General features: G+C 49.9%; 21 protein-coding genes. 9 read left to right on the top strand and 12 right to left on the bottom strand.

The features are described 5' to 3' along the window. Nucleotides 1–6: 6 nt before the first annotated feature. From EQU24_RS22630 to apbC, 3 genes are all read right to left on the bottom strand, one after another. Nucleotides 7–165, bottom strand: coding sequence for a hypothetical protein (locus EQU24_RS22630; RefSeq protein WP_017841764.1), 159 nt, complete (start codon nt 163–165; stop codon nt 7–9). 784 nt (nt 166–949) lie between these two features. Beyond that, nucleotides 950–1516 (bottom strand): dCTP deaminase, encoded by a 567-nt coding sequence (dcd, locus tag EQU24_RS20535; protein ID WP_017841765.1) that lies wholly within the window; start codon nt 1514–1516, stop codon nt 950–952. Between the two features lie 403 nt (nt 1517–1919). Beyond that, entirely contained in the window at nt 1920–3011 is a 1092-nt protein-coding gene (gene apbC, locus EQU24_RS20525; RefSeq protein ID WP_017841766.1) for an iron-sulfur cluster carrier protein ApbC, read from the bottom strand. A 203-nt stretch (nt 3012–3214) separates the two neighbouring features. Here apbC and EQU24_RS20520 point away from each other — a divergent pair, with 203 nt between their 5' ends. Genes EQU24_RS20520 through EQU24_RS20505 form a run of 4 tightly spaced genes read left to right on the top strand, consistent with a single transcriptional unit; the run spans nt 3215 to nt 5433 of the window. Continuing rightward, nucleotides 3215–3697, top strand: coding sequence for a hypothetical protein (locus tag EQU24_RS20520; protein ID WP_017841767.1), 483 nt, complete (start codon nt 3215–3217; stop codon nt 3695–3697). A 12-nt stretch (nt 3698–3709) separates the two neighbouring features. Beyond that, nucleotides 3710–4510 carry a hypothetical protein gene (locus EQU24_RS20515; RefSeq protein ID WP_014150168.1) on the top strand — a complete coding sequence of 267 codons (801 nt, stop codon included), beginning with the start codon at nt 3710–3712 and terminating at the stop codon, nt 4508–4510. A gap of 60 nt (nt 4511–4570) precedes the next feature. Then, a complete protein-coding gene (locus EQU24_RS22810; protein WP_208976564.1) occupies nt 4571–4888 on the top strand; it encodes a hypothetical protein in 318 nt (105 codons plus the stop codon). Between the two features lie 14 nt (nt 4889–4902). Further along, nucleotides 4903–5433 (top strand): hypothetical protein, encoded by a 531-nt coding sequence (locus tag EQU24_RS20505; RefSeq protein WP_017841768.1) that lies wholly within the window; start codon nt 4903–4905, stop codon nt 5431–5433. 356 nt (nt 5434–5789) lie between these two features. Here the strand turns inward: EQU24_RS20505 and EQU24_RS20495 are convergent, their stop codons facing one another. After that, entirely contained in the window at nt 5790–6713 is a 924-nt protein-coding gene (locus EQU24_RS20495) for an HDOD domain-containing protein (protein ID WP_017841769.1), read from the bottom strand. Nucleotides 6714–6724: 11 nt separating this feature from the next. Beyond that, nucleotides 6725–8041 carry a sigma-54 interaction domain-containing protein gene (locus tag EQU24_RS20490; protein WP_017841770.1) on the bottom strand — a complete coding sequence of 439 codons (1317 nt, stop codon included), beginning with the start codon at nt 8039–8041 and terminating at the stop codon, nt 6725–6727. 939 nt (nt 8042–8980) lie between these two features. Between EQU24_RS20490 and EQU24_RS20485 the strand changes: the two genes are divergently transcribed. Continuing rightward, nucleotides 8981–9643 carry a PEP-CTERM sorting domain-containing protein gene (locus EQU24_RS20485; protein WP_017841772.1) on the top strand — a complete coding sequence of 221 codons (663 nt, stop codon included), beginning with the start codon at nt 8981–8983 and terminating at the stop codon, nt 9641–9643. Between the two features lie 145 nt (nt 9644–9788). Here EQU24_RS20485 and EQU24_RS20480 read toward each other — a convergent pair whose 3' ends face one another. Both EQU24_RS20480 and EQU24_RS20475 read right to left on the bottom strand, forming a co-directional pair. After that, the gene (locus EQU24_RS20480) at nt 9789–12182 is read right to left on the bottom strand and encodes a Lon protease family protein (RefSeq protein WP_017841774.1); all 2394 of its coding nucleotides are present in this window, start codon (nt 12180–12182) and stop codon (nt 9789–9791) included. 117 nt (nt 12183–12299) lie between these two features. Then, complete coding sequence (locus EQU24_RS20475; RefSeq protein WP_017841775.1) at nt 12300–13880, bottom strand: methyl-accepting chemotaxis protein; 1581 nt, start codon at nt 13878–13880, stop codon at nt 12300–12302. Nucleotides 13881–14358: 478 nt separating this feature from the next. On the opposite strand from EQU24_RS20475, the gene EQU24_RS22625 reads away from it, so the two are divergent. Continuing rightward, nucleotides 14359–14532, top strand: coding sequence for a hypothetical protein (locus EQU24_RS22625; protein ID WP_017841776.1), 174 nt, complete (start codon nt 14359–14361; stop codon nt 14530–14532). On the opposite strand, the gene EQU24_RS20470 is transcribed toward EQU24_RS22625, so the two are convergent. Next, nucleotides 14521–15615 (bottom strand): alkene reductase, encoded by a 1095-nt coding sequence (locus tag EQU24_RS20470; protein ID WP_026130287.1) that lies wholly within the window; start codon nt 15613–15615, stop codon nt 14521–14523. The two genes, EQU24_RS22625 and EQU24_RS20470, sit on opposite strands and share 12 nt — an antisense overlap. 148 nt (nt 15616–15763) lie before the next feature. Between EQU24_RS20470 and mpl the strand changes: the two genes are divergently transcribed. Next, on the top strand, nt 15764–17116 hold the full coding sequence (mpl, locus tag EQU24_RS20465) for a UDP-N-acetylmuramate:L-alanyl-gamma-D-glutamyl-meso-diaminopimelate ligase (RefSeq protein WP_040575339.1): 1353 nt from the start codon (nt 15764–15766) through the stop codon (nt 17114–17116). An 84-nt stretch (nt 17117–17200) separates the two neighbouring features. Continuing rightward, on the top strand, nt 17201–21289 hold the full coding sequence (locus EQU24_RS20460) for a hypothetical protein (RefSeq protein WP_017841779.1): 4089 nt from the start codon (nt 17201–17203) through the stop codon (nt 21287–21289). An 88-nt stretch (nt 21290–21377) separates the two neighbouring features. Here EQU24_RS20460 and EQU24_RS20455 read toward each other — a convergent pair whose 3' ends face one another. After that, the gene (locus tag EQU24_RS20455) at nt 21378–21791 is read right to left on the bottom strand and encodes a Dabb family protein (RefSeq protein ID WP_014150155.1); all 414 of its coding nucleotides are present in this window, start codon (nt 21789–21791) and stop codon (nt 21378–21380) included. Between the two features lie 88 nt (nt 21792–21879). On the opposite strand from EQU24_RS20455, the gene EQU24_RS22805 reads away from it, so the two are divergent. Beyond that, entirely contained in the window at nt 21880–22074 is a 195-nt protein-coding gene (locus EQU24_RS22805; RefSeq protein ID WP_138767246.1) for a hypothetical protein, read from the top strand. 195 nt (nt 22075–22269) lie between these two features. On the opposite strand, the gene EQU24_RS20445 is transcribed toward EQU24_RS22805, so the two are convergent. The 3 genes from EQU24_RS20445 to EQU24_RS20435 are packed head-to-tail and all read right to left on the bottom strand — an operon-like array spanning nt 22270 to nt 25485. Further along, nucleotides 22270–23175 carry a F0F1 ATP synthase subunit gamma gene (locus EQU24_RS20445; protein ID WP_017841780.1) on the bottom strand — a complete coding sequence of 302 codons (906 nt, stop codon included), beginning with the start codon at nt 23173–23175 and terminating at the stop codon, nt 22270–22272. Then, complete coding sequence (locus EQU24_RS20440) at nt 23172–24695, bottom strand: alternate F1F0 ATPase, F1 subunit alpha (RefSeq protein WP_017841781.1); 1524 nt, start codon at nt 24693–24695, stop codon at nt 23172–23174. Before EQU24_RS20440 ends, EQU24_RS20445 begins: the two co-directional genes overlap by 4 nt. Continuing rightward, entirely contained in the window at nt 24685–25485 is an 801-nt protein-coding gene (locus EQU24_RS20435; RefSeq protein ID WP_017841782.1) for a F0F1 ATP synthase subunit B family protein, read from the bottom strand. Before EQU24_RS20435 ends, EQU24_RS20440 begins: the two co-directional genes overlap by 11 nt. Nucleotides 25486–25487 lie beyond the last annotated feature (2 nt).

Here is a 25487-nt window from a genome sequence, read left to right as displayed (position 1 = left end):
GACAAATTACAAGCGAGTCATCTTATCCCGATTCCTTTTCCGGTAAATAAAAATCCCTGTGACTACAATGCCAGCGGTTAAAATCAGCATCAAAATGGGATGTTGATAAAACAAATCAAAAAAAGCGCCTACGCCTTGCGATGAGCCGCGATAGTAAGGTCCCATAAGTTCCTCCTCGGTTGAATATGAATTTTAAGAGCATACCTTCAGAATGTGCTTTGTCTATTCCTTTTATACCGCACATTACCGAACCCGAAGACAGGTCCCCACCACCCAGGTGCGCGATGCTCACCCTGCACCTGGCGTTTTCTAGCCTATGGTCACCAACAGTTTCTAGAATATTTTGAGATTAAAAAGTGTGAACACAAAAACTATCCCCTTTGCTAGTCAAATTTCGGCGTCGGGGTGCCCGTCAAAGGACGCCGTGAATACGTCCATGTAGGCTCTATGCCAGCATCCATGCTGGCAAAGCCTTTGCCGAGCACCCCGGCGCCTCCATACGCTAATGCCGAAATTTGAAGTGCGAAAGGTATACATAAGTCAAAAATTACCCTTTTGCAATCTTAACCAATGAGACCTCGATACCCTTTATTGTCACTTAAAACCCTCGGATATCCCGCACTTAACGCTCACTGCCATTAAGTTAAGCCATCACAGAATTAAGTAATGCTTGTATCCAGGATCTACTTTGCCTCAAAAGCTTGCCATCCATGGCACTGGATTCCGCCAGTCCATGGCGGAATGACGGGCTTCCCTTAACTTAATGGCAGTGACACCTAACGCTAGGTGATCCTACAATTTATGTATAACGATGAGAGATGGAGCTTGGGTAACAGCATATTTTAGTTTTTGCGACTACGATTGCCCCCTGCTCGGACACTTGGCTTCGGCAAGCTGAAGCATCTTGCTAATCAGGACAACCCATGCTTTAGCCGAATGACCAACGCAGCTAGGCTTTCGGTAATGTCACGCCGGTTTGGCCTTGATATTTACCGCCTCGGTCCGCGTAAGACGTTTCACAGACCTCGTCGCCGCCTAAAAATAGCATTTGCGCGACACCTTCATTCGCGTAGATTTTGGCCGGCAACGGTGTGGTATTTGAAAACTCCAAGGTTACATGGCCTTCCCATTCGGGCTCGAGCGGCGTGACGTTGACGATAATGCCGCAGCGCGCATAAGTCGATTTGCCAAGACAGATCGTCAGTACATCTCGCGGAATGCGGAAGAATTCGACAGTGCGTGCCAATGCGAACGAATTCGGTGGAATAATACAGACATCGGATTTAACGTCGACGAAACTCGCTTCGCTAAAATCCTTCGGATCGACGATTGCCGAATTAATGTTCGTGAAAATTTTAAATTCGTCCGAGCAGCGAACGTCGTATCCGTAACTCGAGGTGCCGTACGAAATCACTCGGCCTTTTTCCGTCTCCCTAACCTGCGTTGCGGCGAACGGCTCGATCATGCCGTGTTGTTCCGCCATCCGGCGTATCCACTTATCCGATTTGATGCTCATTGAATTCTTGTCCTAATTAATTGAAATCCGGTTTTTTTTACCATAGAAGCAAGCCATTATAAAACAATAAGGATTTCCTGTTTCAACAGCAATTCCCAGTTTGAGGAGTTTCGCCGATTTTAGGGTCTGGGGTGTGCCTGTCGAGGAACGCCGTAAACCCATCCATGGGGGCTTGGCGGCAGCTCGAACGCCAAGGATGGCCTGTAGTAGGGCAATGCAGGGCAGAAAAATGCTCCTGCATTTTCTGCATTCATTACATCCATGTAACTCAGCAATTGCCGAGGAGCAAAAATCTGGCCTGCTGCCGACATCCTCGCCAAGCATACCCCACACCCTTTTTGATCTCCAAATTGGGAATTGCTGCTGTTTCAATATCTCGTTTGCAAAGTCCGTCCGCGCGAATTTAGGTATTCTGAATCACGATATTCGGAAATTTAGTGCTGAAATCTTTGGCTTTCAAGGCCAGTTTTGCGGCCATTTTTCGCGCAATTTCACGGTAAATTTCAGCCGAGCGACCGTCGGGATCGGAGACGACCGTCGGACGGCCCGAATCGGCATTTAGCCTGATGTCTTTATCTAACGGTAACGCACCCAATAGCGGTACCTGGTTTTTTTCAGCCATCGCCGCGCCGCCGCCGCTACCGAAAATCGCTTCTTCATGACCGCACTGGCTACAAATATGCACGCTCATATTTTCGACGATGCCCAACACCGGTACGTTGACCTTTTCGAACATCGCTAAACCGCGTTGCGCATCGAGAAGCGCGATATCTTGCGGCGTCGTGACGATAACCGCACCGCTAACCGGTATTTGTTGCGACAGCGTTAATTGAATGTCCCCTGTGCCGGGCGGTAGATCCACTATCAAATAATCGAGATCGGTCCAACGCGTTTCCTTGAGCAATTGCTGTAACGCGCCGGTTACCATAGGGCCGCGCCAAATCATCGGCTGACTAGTGTCGACCAAATAGCCGATCGAATTGGTTTGTAAACCGAACGACATCTTCGGCAGCATGGTTTTGCCGTCTTCGCTTTCCGGAAAACCGGATTGTCCGAGCATCGTCGGAATGCTCGGCCCATAGATGTCGGCATCCAGAATACCGACCTTAGCGCCTTCCGCCGCCAAGGCCAGGGCTAAATTAACCGCCGTTGTCGATTTGCCGACGCCCCCTTTGCCGGATGCGACTGCGATGATGTTTTTGATGCCCGGCAGCGGATTCAAGCCTTGCTGTACCGCATGCGACAAAATATTGATAGTAATATCGATCGTCACGGTACCGATGCCATCCAGCGTCTTTAAATGCTCCAATACAGCTAACTTATACTCATCGAGATGTTTTTTGGCTGGATAGCCTAATTCCAGTTTTATCGAGACATCTGCACCGTCAACGTTGATCGATTTAATCGATTTAGCCGAAACCAAATCGGTTTCAACATTGGGGTCGATAAACGTCTTCAATCGATTTTGGATGTCTGCTTGGGTAATTTGTGCCATGAGTGCTCCGGGGTAAGGAAGTGTTGAATTAATAACCAACTAAAATACTAAGGATTGGTATTGTACAATCTGAAACCATTATTGACCACTGAACACGCTATTTCAAAACTTAGCGGTCGTTATCCCACGCTTGCGAAAATTGCTTTAGCGAACTATTTTTTTAATATCTTGATGTCATATCGCTCATTTTCCAGGTTGTTGAAATGGTCAAACGAATTTTTATTGTTGTCTTAGCGGTGTTGACGATGACGGCTTATTCTAACGAGAATTTGAAACAAAAGGCTCATACTGCTTTAAGTGACTTTTTTCAATTAAACGGGAAGTCGCTAAGTTTTGATGGGACTTATGTCGATACGCCGGCCGAATTTGGTCGAACATGTCGCATAAGCATTGATTTTACAATTCCGGGCCGGGAATATTTAACGATTAGCGGAGAATATACCGCAGTCGGCACATTGGGGGACGGCATTTATTTCGATGCCGCACCCGAAACTTTTACCCGAGTCGAGTTGCTTAACGGCAAGCTGATCGTGGAACAAAAATTTAGCGATAGTTTCGTCACCGGTTCCGAATACCTGTTGCAGGCAACTCAGCATTTCGGTCAACTTGAAATCAAATTAAAGCAAATGAATCGGTTTTTATTTTTTACCGATACCGTGGAAAAACGCTGTATTGCAAAACTTTAAAGGAGAGCTTCCATGGCTGTAGACCCGAAAAAACCGCGTACCGTTTTGATCATTCATGGCGTTCAGACCGGCGACGATAGCGATTTGAATCAAGATCGACTCATCGAACAGTTACTAAAAAGTCGTCTGGGCAATATGCCGCTTCAATTCAAGACCGATCTTTATCGTTATGAAAATTTAAACAATCAAGCGCAAAGCAAATATGGGAAATTAATCAAACTCATTGCCGCCAATCCGATAGGCGAAGTTTTGGCCGGCAATGCCCTCGATCTCATCGGCGATGTCGTCACCGCGCGCCTCGACACCAGCACCGCAGCACAAATTAGGCAAGGCTTCAAGAATAAGATTCTCGAGATTTTTACCGGAGGCAGTCCTTGCTATGTTGTCGCTCACAGTTTAGGTTCGATCTATGCCTTTGATGTGATCAACGAGTTGATCAAGGATAACCATTACTTCGACAGAAATTCGCGCCGAACCTGGCCGGTACAGGGATTAATCACGCTCGGTTCGCCGATAGGGTTGTCGATGTTCAAGAAAAGGCGTCAGAAAGTCCAATCTCTTGGCGAGGGAACCAAGATGTTCCGCTGGCTCAATTATTGGGACCGGACCGATCCGGTCGTATCCGGAAAACTGTTCGGCCAAACGCTAAACGGCTTCGAGATCGCCGAAAAATACCGCACCGAATCGCCGGACTTAGGTTGGGTCATCCGCGACCGGCCGGTCGATACCGGAAAAGCCTGGCTCATGGCACATGTGGCATATTGGGAAAACCCGATGGTCGGCGATGGCTTGTTCGATTTAGTCACTAACTAAGGATTTCGTGATAAATAACGTCCTGGAACTATACGCTTTGTTGAGGGTACGGTAACTCGCTTGGCAGGACGCCGTGAATACGTCCTTGTAGGCTTGACGGCGGCGACTAATTGCCATGGATGGCATGAATGCAGATTTTGTATTACGCCATGGATGGCGTGTATTAGAGCAATGCAGGGCAGAAAAATGCTCCTGCATTTTCTGCATTCATTACATCCATGTAACTCAGCAATTGCCGAGGAGCAAAAATCTGCAAACGCCATGGATGGCGTGAATGCAGATTTTGCAGGAGCAAAAATCTGCCCTGCCGCCGACACCTGCCAATCGAGCAACCGAACCCTCCGTAAAATAAGGAAGTTATTTGCGACCAAACCCTAAGCGGAACAGAAAACATGAAAAAACTTTTTACTTCGATTTATTTATTAGTCCTGCTCAACGGTTGTACGCTTTCGATGTATACAGCTGAACTGGATGCGTTGAATTCCGACGGCGAGCCGCGAAAAGCCCTGCTGTATTGGTCGAAAACCGACCGGTTGATCGGCACCTCGAAAGCCGGTCCGGTCATCTTGATGACCGAATGCAGCACACGCAGGTTGAGCTTCGATGAAACCGAGGCGCGAATTATTTACCGAGGCGAGCCGGGACGAGACCGGATTGCCGGACAAAACGAAACAATCGAGGACGGGACGGTTTGCGCGAAAATAGAAACGCAGTTGAAACTCACCGAATTGCAAGCCGGCGAGTTAATGCTGACAATGCTTTGCGAAGCCGTGTATGACGAATTCAGTATACAAGAGGGGTTATATACGCCCGCTTATCTTAAGGCCCGCGAAGCGCCGTACCTTTTCGACGTTCAAGAAAATACGAGTTGGAGCTTGTTCGGGGAAACCCCGAAAGCACCGGAGCCGCCGGAGTGCAAGTGAGCAATACGTTCGGGGCGAGTTGTATAAACCAGTCCCATGAGTTAAAGACTGTGAAGTATTCAATCTTACGAAATATACCCATCGCACTTCAAATTTCGGCATTGATGCGTGGAGGTGCCGGGGTGTTCGGCAAAGGCTTTGACAGCTGGGATGCTGTCACAGAGCCTACATGGACGTATTCACGGCGTCCTTTGACGGATACTCCGGCGCCGAAATTTGACCAGCAAAGGGTATAACCATGAAACGCATGAAGTGACATGAACAATTAGTTTATTGCAGTTATAGTCTTTTTCTTCATGTCCTTCATGGTGAATAAATTTTTTAATGATGTATTTGCCAGCACTTTTAAATCCTCGTTAGCTAGTCAATTGGTCGGCCATTGCGGCAATGTCGTCAAGCGAAGCACTGAGTTCGGCGAGTTTTTGATGAACCGCATCCGAATTCAAATTCAATACTGCGAATTCCTCTTCGCTGTAAATTTGATTTTGCCCGTCGCCGATACCTAAGGTTCCCAATAAGCAATCGCTTAAATACACCAATAAATTAAGAGGGTAATTGTCGCCGCGGTAATGAGGGTTATGGTGATGATAAACGACATCGACAATCGGTTTCGGCATCGACCAGCTGCGCATGAGCCAAGCGCCTAGCAAAGTATGGTCGACGCCGAAGGCAAACCGCTCGATGTTGTAAACGCTTAGTGTGGCATTGGCATCGATGATTCTCGATAAATAAGCAAACTCTTCCGGAAACTCGTGCCCGAGCAATGGAAAGCCGATGTTGTGCAGCAACGAGGCTAAAAACAACGTTTGACGGTCCGGTCTTTCTTCGGCCGGCATCATTTCGCCGAGTGTCAATGTCAGGCGGGAACCGGCAATGGCTTGAATCCATAACATTCGAGTGCCGACCTTCCCGATTTTCGGCGCTTTAAGCGGCGATAACGCGCTAAGGCCCAGAGCCAAATTCATCACAAAATCATAGCCTAATACACGGGCTATCGACTCTTGTATCGATACGAGCTTGCCCCGGTAGCCGTAAAGGGCCGAACCGGCCCAGCGAATCACTTGCGAGCTCAGAATGGGATCCATTTCGATGATTGCCGCCAATTTTTTAACATCCGCTAACGGATCCGACGCCAATTCAATAATTTGCCGAGCGATACCCGGCAAGGGTGGTAGCGCCTTGATGCGATTGATTTCTTCACGCAAGTCTACCGGATGCGAAAAATTATCCAAGCCTGGATCGATAGTGTTGATAGTCCAACTACTCAGTGATGATTCCATTGTCAACTCTATTAATTGATATTGAGGCGATTTAATTTGCGGTATAAAGTTCTTTCGCTGATATTCATTTCAGAAGCAATCAGCTTACGGTTGCCTTGATATTTTTTGATCAAGGACCGAATGAACTCGGCTTCGATAGTATCCAAAGGGTTTATGTTTGATGCCCCAGTGTCCTCAATTACCGCTCCTTGTCCGCGTCTTTCTATCATACCGGGTTTTAATGTAGCGCCTTGACGCCGCATGATGGAAATATCCAGTTCATCGATAGTGTGGTTTTTGCAAAGGCATGTTGCCAGCTGCAGGCAATTTTTCAGTTCGCGTATATTGCCGGGCCATTTGTGCTGCATTAATTTTTGCATGGCGGCTTTGGTCGTACTATATACACAGCAGTCGCGTTGCCCGAAAGACTTAAGAAAATGTCCTACCAGTGCCGGCATATCCTCTATCCGGTCTCTCAAAGCCGGTATTTCCAACGGAAAAACCGACAATCGGTAAAACAAATCTTCCCGGAACAGTCCGTTTCTCACCATTTCTCCAAGGTTTCTGTGTGTGGCCGTCACGACTCGAACCGTCGATGTCAACGATGTGGTACCGCCTACCCGCCTAAATTGGCCGCTTTCTAATGCTCTTAATAACTTAGGTTGTAAAGAGACCGGCAATTCGCCGACCTCATCAAGAAACAAAGTGCCTCCGTCCGCTAGTTCGAACAATCCTTTTTTGGCGGATGCTGCCCCGGTAAAGGAGCCCTTTTCATGGCCGAACAGTTCGCTTTCGAACAAGTCTTCTCCGAGTACCGTGCAATCGACGATGACAAATTCTCCATAGGCATTTTGCGATTGCCGATGAATAAATTCGGCGGCGAGCTCTTTGCCGGTTCCGGTTTCGCCGTTTAACATGACCGGTACATTCGATTGAGCGGCCTTTTGCAAGTTAGATTTCAGATTTATGAAAGCAGAAGACGTGCCAACCATCTTCGGGCTTTTATCCTGAGGTTCCGACGCACCGGCGGTAAGTACCGACTCCCCCAGATAAAGCGTGCCGTCGGTATCGAGTAAAGGATAGCCCCGAACTTTCAATAAATACTCGCGCTCGTCCAAGGTATCGCTGAATAAACCCGCATAAGGCTCAAGCGTTTGAAAAAAACGTCGATGCCGGCAATCGCCCGGATTATTGCAGCACGCATTACCCAAAATACTTTCTCTGGTCTGCCCGAAATGATTTTCCCAAGCGCGATTAACGCCGACGATTTGTTGAGCTGCATTGACAATAATAAAAGGCAGGTCGTGGGTTTCGAGCAGCGAATTCAGCGTGAACGAGTTTATTTGCATAGTTCCAATCAGCAAGTTATATCCGAAAACCAAATTTCAGGTAAGTATTCAGTCCCCCTCTTTGAAAAAGAGGGGTTAGGGGAGATTTTTTAAATAAATCCCCCTCAATCCCCCTTTTTCAAAGGGGGAGGCCAACAATTACGCCTGAATTGCGGTAATTTGCCAACGGGGTCTGAATACTTACAAGTTCAGCGCCACTTGTCAGTATTTCGATTTAGTGACGTGTCAGCCCTGACAGTCAACATGACATTGTTGTCAGGCCCGGAAAGCATTCTAACTGATTAATTCATTATTAATAGAATTTCGGTTTTAATCAAAAAAAGAACCGTTGCTTGCCGTATGAGGCGGTTCGGTTCTTAGAAGGCATTGGCTTGGTTATGTTCATTGATGCAGTAAGCAGGAATAGGGACTTAAGAGAGTTGGCTTGAAAAATGCTGTTGATTAAATAGCAGTTACTTTTTTGAAACTTAATTGAATTATAGGATCAACAATGAACGCAAAATCAATATTGCTATATTCCATCTTGGCCCTCCTGTTTAAAGCGTTGACGTCAACGGCTCCCGGACCTTCTTTATTTATTCTGTTGAGTTTTGCATTGATTACATTCGGCTTCATGAGAAAAAGCCGGTCATAGCGAAGACTAGAAGCGCAACGGCACTGAATGATTAATTGCACTTTTGATCAGGCATAAACGTTCAGCCTAAATTCGGCAGTTTAATCATGAAGCTCATGAAGTTAATGAAGTATTTCAAAAGATTACCTAAGCATTGCAGCTAACCTTTCGGGCGAGCGAAAGTTGCACACAAACAAATGACAAGGTAATTAACTTCTTATTCTTCATGATCTTCATGGTGAAATTCTTTTTCTAGATTCAGACCAGCATTATCAAATTTTGTTGTTCATTATTGCCCTCTTTTTTAATTTCTTTAGGAATGCAACATGAGACTTTGTGAGCCTGTTTTACTGTGGATATGTATATTTTTACTGGGGGTGCCGTTAAATTCGACGGCAGCGATAATTGCTTGCAATGCGAATGACGCAATGGCTAACGGCTTCTATGCCAATGCTTGTGTCGGCGATGACAATATTAAACCCAAAGATGAACAAGCTTTTGTAATCGATAACTTTCAAGATGACGGAGATGCATTTTCCTTTATCGGTAAATTCAATGATGGCGAGGGTTTTGAGTCAAGCGACTCTGATATTGGCGGCTTCACATTAAGCGTATCGAAATTATCAGATCCCAATACAGGAGATTACTTTTTTTCTTATGCGCTGCTTGCACCGGAAGATTGGCTGGGAAAATTTGTCGATTGGACTTTGCTTGTTAAGCAGGCAAACAATAGTGTCATTGCTTATTTGTTCAGCGGTATCACACTTGGTATTGATGGTGGATTCAATAGCCGCTGGACAAACCCTCGCGAAAAGATCGTCAATGATTACTCTCATGTATCCGGCTTTATCCGGCTTGCCGAAGACCGCGGCATCAGTACACTAGCATCGACGGTGCCGGAGCCTAGTTTAACGCTGCTTTTCAGTATCGGATTGTTGGGTTTAGGAGCTAGATCGCAGATAAAACGGAAACACCTATTCGGCATGTGATACGCGAGAGTCGCCGGGGATATTCAGCGATAGAATGTCGGCAGTGCCATAGATTTTGTAGGGCCAAAAGCCTGCACTGCCGAAGGCGCAATTCAATTGAGCAACCGAATTTTGATATACGATGAGTATAACCAAATCCTTAGCTTTATTCCGGCCCCTCTTCTTTATCTTCCTCATGCGCCATATCGGAGATTTCCTTAAGTCTCGAAATGGCCTTGAAGTTAATACTATTTTCCGGATAGTTGCCTTCCGAATCCATGGAGCCGGCTTCTTGGCCGGTTAATAATTCTAGTGCTTCATCGACGGTCGAGACCGCATAGACGGCAAATTGTCCCGCTTCAACCGCATCGATAACATCCTTCATCAGCATGAGATTACGTTTATTCGCCGCAGGAATGATCACGCCTTGTTGACCGGTTAAGCCACGCGCTTTGCATAGTCTAAAAAAGCCTTCGATTTTTTCATTGACGCCGCCGATGGCTTGCACTTCGCCGTATTGATTGATCGATCCGGTCACGGCAAAACCTTGCTTGATCGGCGTTCGTGTCAGCGCCGATATCAAACAACATAATTCGGCCAAGGATGCGCTGTCGCCGTCGATATAACCGTAGGATTGTTCGACTGCGATGCTGGCAGAAATGGCAAACGGAAATTGTTGTGCGTAACAATGCCCGAGATAGCCGGTCAATATCATCACGCCTTTCGAATGAAGGGCTTGACCGAGTTCGGCTTCGCGTTCGATATCGACGATGCCACGGGAACCGGGGTAAACCGTCGCGGTGATACGCGCCGGCGCGCCAAAACTGCTGCCGCCGATTTCCAGAACAGTCAAGCCGTTTGCCTTACCGATTGCGGTGCCGTCGGTATCGATCAAAATCGTACCGTCGAGCATTTCGTCGAGAATTTCCTCGGATAGCCTACCGTTTCGTTGTTCGCGCGCGGAAAGGGCCTGCTCGATATGGGCTTGGTCGATGAATTCTGCGGCGTTACGCGCGCACAAGAGGTTTGCTTCGCCGATGATTTCGAGGGAATCGTTAATATGCGCCGATAAACGGTGCTGGTTTTCGGAAAGCCTGCAGCTATGCTCGATGAGGCGGGCAATAGCGGCCGAAGTCAATGTTTTGGAGCCGGTGTCGCGCGCATGTCTTATCATCAGTTGCGCAAAATTTTGCATCGAATCCGGATTCAGCAAAATGCGGTGATCGAAATCGGCCAGCACTCTGAACATTTCGTTAAATTCGTCGTCCAGTTCATGCAATAGGTAATAAATATCCCGCGAGCCGACTAAAACTACTTTGATGTTGAGTGGGATAACTTCCGGCTTTAACGTCATTGTATTGATGCCGAGCTCCGAATAAGGCGACTCGATTTCGATACGACCGGACTTCAGCGCGCGCTTTAAACCTTCCCAGACGAAAGGATAAGTGAGCAGTTTTTCGGCGTCGAGTATCAAATAACCGCCATTTGCGTGATGTAGCGAGCCCGGGCAGATTCGTCGGTAGTTGGTGACCAGGGTGCCTTGATCGCTGATATATTCGATGCGCCCGAATAAATTCGGATAAATCGGATGCGGGTCGTAAACGACCGGCGCACCGCATTCGGTTTTATAATCGACCAAGACGTTAGGAGCGTACTGCTCTTTCAGCAAAAGGCGCTTACTGATCTGATCGCGGCTATCGAGTCCAGGATTCGCAGCCAATACGTCGACGATGGTTTGACTCAGGTTTTTTTTGATTTCGTCTAAATAGGTGATGGCATCGTCGATGTTTTGATAGTCTTCGATCAACGCCTCGAAAAGCGGTTCGATGGCTTGATTAATCGTCGCATCGTCCAATTGCTTAAGTTGTTCGACAAGCGAACGCCGCCATTGCGGCAGTTCCAGCAAGACATCGCCTAGATAGTTTTCGAGCTCCTCGGTATGACGGTGAAACGCTTCGCGCTCGACTTGCGGTAATTGTATGAATTGCTCGTCTTCCAATAACTTGTCGTCCTTAACGGGCACGAAAGTGATCGTTTCACTCTCGCGATAGAGCGCGACATTCAAGGATTCCGCTTTTTCCTCGACTTGATGAATCGCCATGTTGTAGCGTTGATTAAAGCCGCGTTCGATCGCGGCTTTTTTTTGCTGATAGGTCGGACTTTCAAAAACGGCCGGAAAAGTAGCCAGCAAATTGTCGATCAATTCATCGATATCGGCGCAGAACTTCTGCCCGTATCCTGCCGGCAATTCGATCGAGACCGGTTCGCGCGGATTATCGAAATTATCGACATAAGCATAACTTGGCGGCGTCGGTTGATTTGGAGCCGATTGTTCAAGCTGTTGGGTAATCATTGACAGGCGCCCTGTGCCCGGTTCGCCCATGACATAAATGTTGTAGCCGGGATTTTGCATCGCGACGCCGAATTCCAATGCCGATCGGGCACGGGCTTGACCTAATATGGACGTTTGTTCGATGGCTGTTGCCAGGAGGATATCAAGGTTTTTCGGATTGACGGTTAATTTCAAGGCTTCCGGCGGAAGCGGCTGGTAGTCAGGCATGATAAATAATAGATGACGCTAATGTAATGGTGAGTAGCTAATCGTTCGAAAGCAGGGGGCGCTATTATACCCGTAGATCAAAATTCGGCAGTCCCTACACAGTTGCGCGCGCGCCATTTAACTTTGATTGTCATCGAACTGCTCGACCATTAGATCGAGATCTTTACTGAGTTTCGAAAGATTATGGCCGGCTTGACTGGCTATGGTTGCGTGTCCGGAAGTTTCTTTCGACAAGCGATCGATGGCTTCGATGTTTCGAGCGATTTCTTCTGAAACGATGTGTTGCTCCTCGGCGGCACTGGCGATTTGTAAAATCATATCGCTAATCGTGCTGACCGATTGCGTGGTTTCGGTCAATAATCTGGCCGAATTTTCTCCGTGTTTGACGCCATCGGCTGCTTTGATTCGTACCTTGCTCATTTCATCGACGGCATTTTTGGCGCCTAGTTGCAAGACCTCGATCATTTTATTGATTTCTTCAGTCGATTTTTGCGTGCGTCCGGCTAGGGTTCTAACTTCATCGGCAACGACTGCGAAACCGCGGCCTTGCTCGCCGGCTCGGGCTGCTTCGATTGCGGCATTCAGCGCCAACAAATTAGTTTGTTCGGCAATGCTTTGAATGACCTCCAAAACGCCGCCGATATCCTTGCTGTATTGAGCAAGATTTAAGATCGCCGATTCGGCGCTGTCGACCTCGGAAGACAAAGCGCCGATTAAAGTTACTGTATCGCCGACCCGCTGCATCGTTTGTTGAGAGATTTTATCGGCGTCTGCTGCAGCCTTTGCGGCATTACTGGCGCTTTGTGCAACTTCATTGATCGTCGCGGTCATTTGATGCATTGCCGTGGCGACTTGTTCGGTTTCCAGCAATTGCCGCGCCATGGCATGGCTGACTTGTTTGATTTCCCGCTCAGTGGCCTCGGCTTGTTGTGTAAGCGTCTCGGTCGCTTGTATTAAACGGCGTACGATTGTCCTGGATTTTGCTTTAAGAAGTTTGACGGCGAGTAACAGCTGTCCGGGTTCGGCCCCATCGTTAGTGTAAATTTGTTGCATGACCGGATTGTCGATAACCGAGCGCGCTTCGGACGCGGCATCGTTTAGCGGACGTACCAGCGCCGATATCAGGCCGAACGAAAATATCAGCGATATCGTCCAGGAAATCGCGGCAGGGGTCAGTTCGATATTTCCGAGAATATAGAGTCCTGCAAAAATTAGCGTTTGTAGCAACGAGAGCCCGATCAATAATTTGGGTCCCAGTTTCATACGGTCAAGCAAGGTGTTGATACTTTTTTCCGACGCTAGTTTCGGGTAGATTTTCTTTGCCTGCTCGATCGTTTCCGGCTCGGGCTTTACCCGAACCGATTCGAAACCGATGACTTTCCCCTTGTCGAAGCGTGGCGTTACAAAGGCGTCGACCCAGTAATAATCGCCATTTTTACAGCGATTCTTGACGATGCCCATCCACGGCTTGCCTTTCTGAATACTATTCCATAAGTCGGCAAACGCTGCTTCCGGCATTTCCGGATGGCGAACGATGTTATGAGGTTGCCCAAGCAGCTCTTGCTCATTGAAACCGCTTATTTTTAAGAAGTCCTGATTGATATATGTGATCTTTCCTTTAGGATCGGTTGCCGAAGTGATTGTGGCGGTACTGGGATAGTTGACTTCGTTTTGGGTAATGGGAAAGTTTTTTCTCATGGTTTGACCTAATTGGGGGAGCACAAGATTCGCTGAGGACAAGCGAATTTAATCGGTTTATTTGCCATGTTCAGTCATAACGAGACCGTTGAACCTAAAAAGAGCAGTTGACATGTGTTGTAGACCGTTCGTGCTGAGCCGAGTCGAAGCATGAAGGGTCTACAACACTTTCACCGGCTTGGTGTGAAGCCTCAAACTACCGTTCGCCCTTCGATAGGACTCTCCTGAGCGTAGCCGAAGGGCTTAGGACGAATGGTATTACTGCTCTTTTTAGGTTGAAAGACTTCATGCGCTTCATGGATAAACTGCCGAATTTAGGATGATTCGAATAAACTTGGCGCCCTGTCCGTCTTGATAACAAAAATCCCAGTATTATTTCATAAATACATCAAAACCCGATTATTTGTTTCAGCGTTGTCACATAAATGTAAAATTCCGCGCTTATCATGCAAGCTGAATTGAGATGAGAGCAAAAAGCATGATATTTAACGAATTGGACGAAGTCTGCATCAGTTTTTATCCGGGTTTGAGTTCGGATTATTTAAGTACCTTGGGCGATGAGAAAAACGGTTCCGAGGCGGATAAGAGCGAAAAGGCATATTGGTCATACCGCTCGGAACTGGACGAGCATGAAATCGCTTTAGTCGACTGAAGTCAAGGCCGGATAATCGGTATAACCTTTTTCATCGCCGCCGTAAAAGGTATCGGGGTCGGGCTTGTTGAGAGACGCATTTAGGCGAAAGCGTTCGGTCAAGTCAGGATTGGCGATGTAAAGCTTGCCGAAAGCAACCGTGTCGCATAAATTTCGGGCAATACTGTTTCGTGAACTATCCGCGTCATAGCCGCCGTTGGCGATATAAGGCCCGTTGAAATGCCGCCGCAACGCGGCAAAATCGAATTCGGCGGTATCTTCCTCGATCGGAACCATGCGTTCGACAATATGCAAATAGGCCAAATCGAAACGGTTCAATTGTTCGGCCGCATAATTAAAGTGACATTGCGGATCGCTGTCGCTCATGCTGTTGAAGGCATTGGTCGGGGACAAACGCAAACCGGTACGGTCGGCGCCGACCGTACCTACGACTGCTTCGGTGACTTCAAGCAATAGGCGCATTCTGTTATCGATGTTGCCGCCGTAAGCATCGGTTCGATGATTGGAACCGTCCCTCAGAAATTGATCCAGCAAATAACCGTTCGCGGCATGGATCTCAACGCCGTCGAACCCGGCAGTCAACGCATTTTCGGCTGCGATGCGGTATTGGTCGATAATGCTCGGTATTTCCAACAACTCCAACGCTCTAGGCGTAACAAAGGGTTTCAAACCTGCCTCGGTAAATGCCATGCCTTCGATACCGATAGCCGAAGGCGCGACCGGCAAAGCATGGCCCGGTTGCAGGTCGGGATGCGAAACGCGACCGACATGCCAGAGTTGCAAAAAAATTAATCCTCCCTCTTCATGTACCGCATCGGTTATTTTGCGCCAGCCGTCAATTTGCGCGGCGCTATAAATACCCGGAGTGAAGGCATAGCCCTTACCTTGCGGCGAAATATGCGTGGCTTCCGAGATAATCAATCCGGCACCGGCTCGCTGCCGGTAATAGTCGGCATTCAACTCCCAGGGAATATCTCCGGGTTGCTGCGCGCGGCTTCGGGTCAGTGGCGCCATAATGATGCGGTTTTTCAGTGTATATCTGCCTATTTTTACGGGGGTAAATAAAATATCTTCGGAAGTCATTTTTTCTGCTCTTGAGGTGTTACGGGAAATTGGGGTGAACTCAACTTTCCAGTGATCCCATTGAATCGGAAAATTGGGTTTTGCAAAAAGAATCGCTACGGCTATGATTGTACCGGACATCACATTGTTTTCGTAAAAGGATAAGACTTTGCACATACACATACTGGGCATCTGCGGAACGTTCATGGGCGGCCTGGCGCTTATCGCGCGCGAAATGGGTTATAGAGTCACCGGCTCCGATCAGAATGTCTATCCGCCGATGAGCACTCAGCTCGAACAGCAAGGTATCGAATTGATGAGCGGTTACCGGCCCGAAAATCTCGATTGCAAGCCCGATTTGGTGGTGATCGGCAATGCGCTGTCTCGCGGTAATCCGGAAGTCGAAGCAGTCTTGAATCGCGGCTTGAAATACGTTTCCGGCCCGCAATGGCTCGCCGAACATGTGCTCGCCGAGCGCTGGGTGCTCGGTGTCGCAGGCACGCACGGCAAAACCACGACGACCAGCATGCTGAGCTGGATATTGGAATATCAAGGCTTCAAACCAGGCTTTCTGATCGGCGGCATTCCGCTCAACTTCGGCATATCGGCCCGGCTAGGCGAATCGTCGTTCTTCGTGATCGAAGCCGACGAATACGACTGCGCATTTTTCGACAAGCGCTCGAAATTCGTGCATTATCGGCCGAGAACCGCGATCCTGAACAATCTCGAATACGATCATGCCGACATCTTTCCAGACCTCGATGCGATCAAAAAACAATTTCACCATTTGCTCAGAACCGTGCCTGGCGAAGGTCTCGTGATCGCACCCGAAGCCGACGAGAATATAAGCGATGTGTTAGACATGGGCTGTTGGACGCCGGTCGAAAAGACTTCGATCGAAGGCCGGTCGGCCTGGAATGCCGAATTGCTCAATTCGGACGGCACTCGATTCAAGATTAATTATCATGGAGCGGAGCAGGGCGAGGTGCTTTGGAATTTGACCGGCAATCACAATGTCGGCAATGCGCTGTCCGCGATTGCAGCGGCACGCCATATCGGCATTACGCCTAAGGATGCGATTGCGGCATTAGGCGAGTTCAAGAATGTCAAACGGCGCATGGAAGTCTTGGCCAAAATCGACGGTATAACGATTTACGATGACTTTGCGCATCATCCGACCGCGATCAAAACAACCTTAGAAGGTTTACGCAAGCAAGTCGGTTCCGAACGCATCATCGCGATCGTCGAGCCTCGCTCGAATACGATGCGCATGGGCATTCATACCAAATCGCTGGCTAAATCGCTGGTTGAAGCCGATCAAGCCATTCTATTCCAACCGGAAAACCTGGGCTGGGACTTAAGCGGTCTAAAAAATTACGCCGGCAATATCGAAATCTGTAAAACTCTCGACGACATCATCGCCAAGCTCAAATTGGAAGCCCGTTACGGCGGTCACTTCGTATTGATGAGCAACGGCAGTTTCGGCGGCATTTATACGCGCTTACAGCAAGAGTTGAGATAGGAAGCGCAACGCGCGTACCTTAAGAGACAAAACGCATGCTTTAGCAATTGTTTTCCTCGCCCTTTATCGACAGGAGTTCAGATTATGCTCAGAGTTCGGTGTTTACTATTGCCCTTATTATGGCTTGCCTTTCCCTGTTGGGCCGAGCCGCTCAAACCGGAAAATGTTCCCGAACCGCTCAAGCCCTGGATCGATTGGGTCCTGCACGACGATACGGAGCGAGGTTGTCCGTTTCTCTATAACAGTTTCGAACAGAAGCGCTGCGCCTGGCCGTCGCGATTGGACTTAGTGCTTAGCGGCACCGAAGGCCGCTTTACGATCGATTGGAATGCGTACCGGGAAAGCTGGGTCAATTTGCCCGGCCATGACAAACAATGGCCGCTCAATGTAACGGCTAACGGTAAGCCGCTATTGGTTACGGAAAAAAAGGGACGTCCAAGCGTTTTTCTCGAACCCGGCACTTACACGATTGAGGGTGCTTTTGCTTGGGATAAATTGCCCGAAAACTTAACGATCCCGCAGGACACAGGCCTCATCACTCTCCGCATAAACGGCCGAATCATCGACCGACCCAACCTGAAACAAGGCCAATTGTGGCTTACCGGAACCGACGACCGCCCCGTAAAACCCGATGAACGCAATAGCTTGGAACTTCAGGTATTCCGGCAACTGATCGACGAGATACCGATGCAAGTCCTCACGCGATTGGATTTGAATGTGTCGGGCGAACAGCGCGAAGTCAAGTTAGCTTATCCGATGCTGGAAGGCTTTCTGCCGCTACGCATCGATAGTCCTCTGCCTGCCCGATTGGAACCGGACGGTCAGTTATTGGTACAAGTCCGACCCGGACGTTGGCAGCTTGACATCCTGGCGCGTAGTACCGAGGCGCTCAACTCAATTCCTATATCCGAACCTTTATCCGATCAGCCGGACGATTGGCCGAAATCCGAAATTTGGGTTTTCGATGCCCGACCGTCTTTGCGTGTCGTCGAAATCGAGCGTCCGGCTGCAATCGATCCGAGCCAAACCAATTTGCCCGAACATTGGAAGCGCTTCCCAGCATACGCGATTAAACAAGGCGAGAGCTTAGTCCTGAAAACGATTCGTCGTGGCGACCCGGACGGAGAACCTAACAACCTGAATTTGACCCGAATTCTATGGCTCGATTTCAACGGTAAAGGATATACCGTCAACGACAAAATCACCGGGACCTTATCGCAAGGATGGCGACTCGATGCATTGCCTGGCGTCGAGCTCGGGCGCGTTAGCCTGGATGGTACAAACCAATTGATTACGCGCGCGCCTGACGGGCAAAGCCGAGGCGTCGAGATCAGAAAGGGCGTCATTCGGCTGGATGCCGATAGCCGAATCGATGGATCGCCCGGAGCATTGAACGCAGTCGGCTGGGCGCAATCTTTTCATCAAGTTCACGCCGAACTGAACCTGCCGCCCGGCTGGCGCTTACTTGCCGCCGGCGGTGTCGATAATGTGCCGGATTCCTGGTTGTCGCGTTGGACCTTGCTCGATTTGTTTTTAGTACTGGTAGCGGCACTCGCGGCGTTGCGGCTATGGGATGTTTATCGCGGCGCATTGACTTTACTGACCTTGGTATTGATCTGGCATGAACCGGGGGCGCCTCAATGGGTTTGGCTCAATATACTGGCGGCGGTGGCTTTATTGAAAGTGTTACCGGAAGGGCGGTTCCGCAACGTGGCCGGCGCTTTCCGTAATGTCGCCTTAGCTGTATTGGTGTTGATTGCGATACCGTTTATGGTCGATCAGGTGCGCATCGGACTCTATCCGCAATTGGAAAAACCGTGGCAACAGATTCAAGGCCCTCGTTACGAGCGTCCCGTTGCCGGCGCGATGCCTGAAGCGGCGGATGAATTGATGATGATGGAAGCGCCGTCGCTGGATACGGTTCGTAAAAAGGCGCGAAGCGCCGCCGGCATCGTCGCGAAAGCCGTGCCTTCTGCCGTACCGCAAAAACGGCTTTCCGAACGTACCGATCCGAATGCAAAAATCCAAACCGGCCCCGGTTTGCCGCAATGGCAATGGCAAACAATCAATTTGAGCTGGAACGGATCGGTAGCTCCCGACCAGCAAATCAGCTTATGGTATCTGTCGCCGTTCGTGACAATGCTCCTGAATTTTCTGAGAGTCGGCTTGATTGCGTTTTTGGCGATCGCGATGATCGAACGCTTGCCGAAACACTTCAAATTCAATCGTTCGGCAGCAAGTCTATTGGTCATACTGGGTCTGCCGCTATTGATGATGACGCCAAGTACACCGGTACAAGCAGCGTTTCCCGACCCTGTATTGCTCGACGAATTGAAAAACCGGCTGCAGAAAGCACCTGATTGCGTGCCGAATTGTGCCGGCATTTCGCTGATGAGATTTACGATTTCCGGCAAGGAATTGACGATCGATTTGGAAGTACACGCACGGGACAAAGTCGCGGTGCCGTTGCCGGGACACTACGAGCAATGGTTTCCGAATACGGTCAGCATAGACGGCGAACCGGCAAAAGCGCTGTACAGCTTCAATAACGGCTTATGGCTTGCTCTCGACGCAGGTTTGCATCGGGTCGTGATGAAAGGCACAGCGCCGGCAATGGCAAAATTTACCGTGCCGTTGCCATTGAAACCGAAGCGCGCCGAATTGGCAGTCAGCGATTGGCAGGTTTTCGGCGTTCATGAAAACGGCTTGACCGACGATCAACTCCAGTTTTCCCGAATAGCACAAACCGAAGCAGTAACGGAAAAAGCCGCATTCGATCCGGGCATCTTGCCGTCGTTCGTTAGAATTGAACGGACTTTACAATTAGGCTTGGATTGGCGCGTCGAGACCCGCGTCGTCAGAGTCTCGCCATCCGGTTCTTCAATCGTCTTGGCCGTACCGCTGCTTGACGGGGAATCGGTGATTACCGGCGGCGTACGTGTCGAAAAGGGCAAGGCTTTGGTCAATATGACCGCTACGCAAAGCGTCATGCACTGGGAATCGGTGCTGAAAAAAACGGAACACATTGAATTGAGTGCCGAACAAACCGACCAATGGATCGAAGTCTGGCGTGCCGATGTGAGTCCGGTTTGGCATATCGAAACGGCAGGCATCGCAATGATGCATCAAGATAAACGCGGTTATTGGCTGCCCGAATGGCGGCCTTGGCCCGGTGAGCAAATCGTGTTGACGGTAAGCCGACCCGAACCTGCACCAGGCCAAACGCTGACGATTGAGAGCAGTCGCTTGAATTTGACTCCGGGAAGCCGCAGCCGTAATGCGCAATTGGAGCTTGCTGTGGATAGCTCGCTCGCCGTGCAACATACGATTCAAATCCCCGAGCAGGCCGTATTGGAGGCGGTCACGATCAACGGCCAATCCCGCCCGATCCGGCAAAAAGACCGTGAAGTGGTATTGCCGATCGATCCGGGCAAACAGCAAGTCGTCTTGAACTGGCAGGAGTCGGTACCGATGTCGAGCCTGCTAGAGTCGTCCCGAGTCGACTTGGCCTTGCCGAGCGTCAACAGCAACATACACGTCACGTTGGGCGAGGATCGCTGGGTTCTGATGACGATGGGGCCGCGTTTCGGACCGGCGGTGTTAATCTGGGGCGTGCTGGTGGTGATCGTGATCGTCTCGTTCGGCCTGGGCAAAGTCACATTGACGCCACTGAAAACCCGGCACTGGCTGTTGCTGTTGATCGGCTTGAGTCAAATACCGGTGTTGTCGGCACTGATCGTTGTGCTCTGGCTGATCGCATTGGGGCTTCGCAAAGAACGGCCGGCGCAATCGACCAAGACCTTCAATGCCGCGCAAGTCGGTCTCGGGCTTTTGACGTTGTTGTCGTTGATGTTGCTATTCTGGGCCGTCGAACAAGGGCTCCTAGGCACGCCGGACATGCAGATTACCGGTAACCAATCGAGCGCCTACCGTCTGAATTGGTACCAGGACAGAAGCGCCGAGTTACTGCCGACCGCAACCGTCGTATCGGTTCCGCTGATGGTCTACCGCCTGCTGATGTTGGCCTGGTCGCTCTGGCTTGCAGTTGCATTATTAAACTGGCTGAAATGGGGCTGGACTTGTTTCTCGTCGAATGGGCTGTGGAAAAAGGACATCGTTAAGCTGGAATCGCCGTTGGATTTAGGACATCGGGAGGAGAACGGTAAGCAGTAAGTAGTGAGTGGGACGGCGCTTGTAATACCGTCCCTCATGTTTTGCCGGATATTAAATTCGAACCACGCCGACTCATCGCGGCTCAAGATCATTCGATGAAATCGTAAGCCTTGTATTTTTCGACCAAGGGTTTCAAGACTTCTTTAAGGACTTGATCATGGACCGGGTGATTCAAATAATTTTCCAGCGCTTGCTGGTTCTCGAAGGTGCTGGAGATCGCGATATCGTAGGAACCGTCGAGCGAGTGACTGCCATGTTTACGTTTGACGGCGGTAGGCGTGCCGATGTTGTAGGCGAGCACTCCGGGTAGCTTGGCCAGGCGTTTGGTGCCCTCGATGTATTGACGACGCGCGTTTTCATCGCCGTGTTGTTTCAGCCAGATAATCACCACATGATGAGCCTTGCGCTGCTCACTGGGATCGGTTGCTTGTTCCTTTGCGCCTGCGGCCGAACTCAATGCGGCCAATATCATTAAGAGTGAAAGCGGTTTCGCTAATTTCATTTTGTTTCCTCCTCGGAATTAAGGCGATGGTCGATCGCAGAATGGTAAAAGCCGGTTAGGATTTCGTGAAAAATAACTTCCTGGAGCTATGAGTTTTGTAGCGGGTTCGGTAACTCGCTTGACAGGACGCCGTGAATACGTCCGTGTAGGCTTGACGGCGGCTTTCCTTGCCGCCGACACCTGCCAATCGAGTTACCGAACCTGCTTACCTTGCATTAACAATAAGGAAGTTATTTATGACCAAATCCTTAATCTATCCGTCATGAAGCGGGAACCGGCATGATGAATCACGGCGGTTTTTGTTGTTGCCGTTTTAAACCCGACAAGAAACTATAAGCCTAATAAGAGCAATTGGCATGTGTTGTAGACCGTTCGTGCTGAGCCCAGTCGAAGCATGGAGGGGCTACAACACTTTGAAGCCTCAAACTACCCTTTTTAGGTTTATAGGCAAGTTTTTGACAGGGTATGTTGTCGTACCTTACCTTTTGCCCGAATCGGCTTTTTTAGACATCGATTCATAACCGGAAATGACATCGAACAATTCCTCGTCGATACTTCGCTGGCGTGTCTGATTGAAGGTTCGGCCGAGGTCATCCAACAGTTCGTCGATATTCTTTTCGGCCCGTTGCATCGCCGCCAGGCGACTGGCGTTTTCGCCGGCGAGCGACTCGGCGCAGGCTCTGTACATCGAAACGAAGAGATACTCCCGGATCAGGGCTCTCAGCGTCCCATCGTAATCGCCGACCGTTTCCGGAAGATTATCGGTCGGCCAAGCCGCCTTGACAAACTTGAGCCGCCACGCGGAATCCAGGGGCAACAGACGCAGACAGACCGGCTCATAGACGGCGCCGATCTCCGATTTAGGCCGGTTATGGAAAAGATAAAGCGAACTTTCATGGCTTAGTTGCCGGGTTTCGGTTTCGAGCAACAGTTGGCCGATCAACGGTGTAATGGCAGCCACCGAATTGGGCGTCGCAAATACTCTGCTTACCTCCAATCCCGAGTCGAGCAGATGCCCGTGAATGCGTTCGCCAACGGTCCAGATGATTTGCTCGCCCGCTAATTCTTGAAGTCGCTTGATCGCGAATTCGACCAACACATCATTGAACTGTCCGACCAAGCCTTGATCGGTGCCTAAAACGATCACGCCGATCCGATCCTCGGCTTTGCGCCGCGTGGTTTCGCCATAGGCGCCTACGCCCATCGGCTTGAGACTCGCCGTCAACGCCAGTTCGACGGTGCGGGCGTAATCCTCCAATGAACGTACGGCTTCTTCGTATTGAACGATGCTGGAAGCGGCCAGCGCCTTCATCGTCCGCACGACACTTTTCAGATCGCCCGCGCCTTCAATTTTACGGCGCAATTCGTTCGGCGTATCGGTCATTTTTGCATCGGCGCCAGTGCCTTGCCGGCGAGTTCAACGATAGCGCCGCGGTTCGAGTCGCTCAAAGGTTCGTCCGACAATAGACTTTGCCGTAGCGCTTCGGGCAGCTCCCGTGATGCATCGCGAACCGCGAGCTCAGCCTCGGGCATTCGGTCCAGCGGTACGGTATCGAACAAGCCTTCTGTCAATGCCAGTAAAACCGCTATTTGTTCGGCTACCGAAAACGTTTCGAATTCCGGTTGTTTAAGGCAGGTGCGGATACGACGTCCGTGTTCGATCGTCTTGCGGGTATGTTCATCGAGACGGGTGCCGAAACGGGCAAAGGTTTCCAATTCTTCGAATTGCGCGTAAGCCAGCTTCAGGTCGCCCGCAACGGAACGGTAGGCGGGGCGCTGTGCCTTGCCGCCCACCCGCGATACCGACTTGCCCACATCGATGGCCGGCAATACGCCTAATTCGAACAAGGCCGGCGACAAATAAATCTGGCCGTCGGTAATCGAAATCAGATTGGTCGGAATATAGGCGGACAGATTCTGCGCTTCGGTTTCGATGATCGGCAGCGCGGTCAATGAGCCGCCGCCGAGATCGTCATGCAAATGTGTCGCGCGCTCCAATAATCGGGAATGAATATAAAAAATATCCCCGGGAAAAGCTTCGCGTCCCGGCGGTCGCCGCAACAATAATGAAAGCTCGCGGTAAGCGCGGGCATGATTGGTTAAGTCGTCATAAACGATCAGTACGTCACGGCCTTGTTCCATGAAATATTCGGCTATGCTGGTCGCCGCATAAGGCGCGATATAGGCTAGACCGGATGGGCGGTGGCCGCCTGTGACCACGACCACCGTATAATCCATCGCGCCTTTTTCCTGCAAGGTGGCGATCACTTGGGACACGGCCGAAGCCCGTTGGCCGATCGCGCAATAAACACATAGGACATTTTGATCGCGCTGATTAAGTATCGTGTTGATCGCAATGGAGGTTTTGCCGATTTGCCGATCGCCCAGGATCAGTTCGCGCTGACCTCGACCGATCGGGATCAATGCGTCGATGACTTTAATGCCGGTTTGCAGCGGTACGGTCACCGGAGACCGGTCCATGATCGCAGGCGCTTCGCGCTCGATGGGACGGCGCTCGCTAAAATCGAGCGGTCCTTTTCCGTCCATGGCATGACCTAGCGGGTCGATCACGCGTCCAATGAGCCCTGTGCCCACCGGCACATCCATCACCCGGCCGGTGCGTTCGACTTCATCGCCGGCCTGTAAATGCCAATAATCGCCGAGTAGAACGACGCCGGTTTCATCCTCTTCGACATTGAAGGCAATGCCGTATAAATCGTTCGGAAACCTGACCAACTCTTCAAAACCCACGCCCGGCAATCCGGACACTTTGGCGATGCCGGTAGACACGGTTGTGATCGTGCCCACCTCTTGCAAGGTCATTTGCGGGCTATAGGTTTCACGAGCCTGTTTGATGTTCTCGAAGGCGCGCTCCAGAACGCTTGCTAACTGATCAGACGGCATGAGCATCGGGTCCGGAATGGCTCTGAGATACGCTTTTGGCCGTTAGTGTCCGATCTATACTGCTCTCAAAGTCTTGCAGGTATTCTGCGATATTCCAAGATAGTTTCCGGCCATTCGAACTCAGTTCGATGCCGCTGATTTGATCGGCATCGATATCGAATTCAATCGGGGCATTGACCGTAAATACGTCGTTGACGGCTTGTTTGATGGCGCTTTGCTGTTCCGGCATTAGAGCGAAAACGCTACGGACCTGGATTGGACTCGATGACTCTTGGATCGCATCGCTAAGCCGATTTTTTTCGGAGTCGTCGAGCGTGTGCAGACGTTGGAGAAAGGCTTCGCAAATACGCTGCTCCAGGCTCACCGAAGCCAAATCGGCTAACGTTTTACGGCTGATGGCAAAAACTTCCTCCCGGGTATTTCGCATGAGTTCCCGGTGTAAGCGATTTTGCTCGTTTTTTAGCGCTTGCTGCCAGGCGGAACGAAGCTCATCGGCTTCAATTCTTGCCGCCTTAATCAGTTTTTCGCGTTCGTGAGCCGCATCATCATGTACTTGTTTCAAAAGGCTCTCGCGCTGCTGCTCGAAACGTTCAATTTTGTCGACATATTCGATGCGTTCTCGTTCGGCAGAGGCCTTTATTTTTCGGGCTTCTTCCAGCTGTCCGGCAATTTTGTTTTCGCGATCGGTCAGCGCCTGCATGATGGGCTTATAAAGAAAGCGCTTCAACAAAGCCATCAAAATCAAGAAGTTGACAAGTTGAGCGAAAACGGTGAACCAGTCGATTAGCATGG

This window comes from Methylotuvimicrobium buryatense (assembly GCF_005931095.1).
In the GTDB taxonomy this organism is placed as follows: domain Bacteria; phylum Pseudomonadota; class Gammaproteobacteria; order Methylococcales; family Methylomonadaceae; genus Methylotuvimicrobium; species Methylotuvimicrobium buryatense.
The sequence above is the reverse complement of the archived record's forward strand: the minus strand, read 5'-3'. Positions and strand labels throughout refer to the sequence as shown.

Bases quoted from the DNA above. Each gene is read 5' to 3' on its own strand.
- EQU24_RS20435 (WP_017841782.1), bottom strand. From the start codon at position 25,485: ATGCTAATCGACTGGTTCACCGTTTTCGCTCAACTTGTCAACTTCTTG.
- apbC (WP_017841766.1), bottom strand. From the start codon at position 3,011: ATGGCACAAATTACCCAAGCAGACATCCAAAATCGATTGAAGACGTTT.
- EQU24_RS20445 (WP_017841780.1), bottom strand. From the start codon at position 23,175: ATGACCGATACGCCGAACGAATTGCGCCGTAAAATTGAAGGCGCGGGC.
- EQU24_RS20490 (WP_017841770.1), bottom strand. From the start codon at position 8,041: ATGCAAATAAACTCGTTCACGCTGAATTCGCTGCTCGAAACCCACGAC.
- EQU24_RS20505 (WP_017841768.1), top strand. From the start codon at position 4,903: ATGAAAAAACTTTTTACTTCGATTTATTTATTAGTCCTGCTCAACGGT.
- EQU24_RS22805 (WP_138767246.1), top strand. From the start codon at position 21,880: ATGAGTTTTGTAGCGGGTTCGGTAACTCGCTTGACAGGACGCCGTGAA.
- EQU24_RS20480 (WP_017841774.1), bottom strand. From the start codon at position 12,182: ATGCCTGACTACCAGCCGCTTCCGCCGGAAGCCTTGAAATTAACCGTC.
- EQU24_RS22625 (WP_017841776.1), top strand. From the start codon at position 14,359: ATGATATTTAACGAATTGGACGAAGTCTGCATCAGTTTTTATCCGGGT.
- EQU24_RS20515 (WP_014150168.1), top strand. From the start codon at position 3,710: ATGGCTGTAGACCCGAAAAAACCGCGTACCGTTTTGATCATTCATGGC.
- EQU24_RS20460 (WP_017841779.1), top strand. From the start codon at position 17,201: ATGCTCAGAGTTCGGTGTTTACTATTGCCCTTATTATGGCTTGCCTTT.
- EQU24_RS20495 (WP_017841769.1), bottom strand. From the start codon at position 6,713: ATGGAATCATCACTGAGTAGTTGGACTATCAACACTATCGATCCAGGC.
- EQU24_RS22630 (WP_017841764.1), bottom strand. From the start codon at position 165: ATGGGACCTTACTATCGCGGCTCATCGCAAGGCGTAGGCGCTTTTTTT.
- EQU24_RS20485 (WP_017841772.1), top strand. From the start codon at position 8,981: ATGAGACTTTGTGAGCCTGTTTTACTGTGGATATGTATATTTTTACTG.
- EQU24_RS20470 (WP_026130287.1), bottom strand. From the start codon at position 15,615: ATGACTTCCGAAGATATTTTATTTACCCCCGTAAAAATAGGCAGATAT.
- EQU24_RS20455 (WP_014150155.1), bottom strand. From the start codon at position 21,791: ATGAAATTAGCGAAACCGCTTTCACTCTTAATGATATTGGCCGCATTG.
- EQU24_RS20520 (WP_017841767.1), top strand. From the start codon at position 3,215: ATGGTCAAACGAATTTTTATTGTTGTCTTAGCGGTGTTGACGATGACG.
- EQU24_RS20475 (WP_017841775.1), bottom strand. From the start codon at position 13,880: ATGAGAAAAAACTTTCCCATTACCCAAAACGAAGTCAACTATCCCAGT.
- EQU24_RS20440 (WP_017841781.1), bottom strand. From the start codon at position 24,695: ATGCCGTCTGATCAGTTAGCAAGCGTTCTGGAGCGCGCCTTCGAGAAC.
- dcd (WP_017841765.1), bottom strand. From the start codon at position 1,516: ATGAGCATCAAATCGGATAAGTGGATACGCCGGATGGCGGAACAACAC.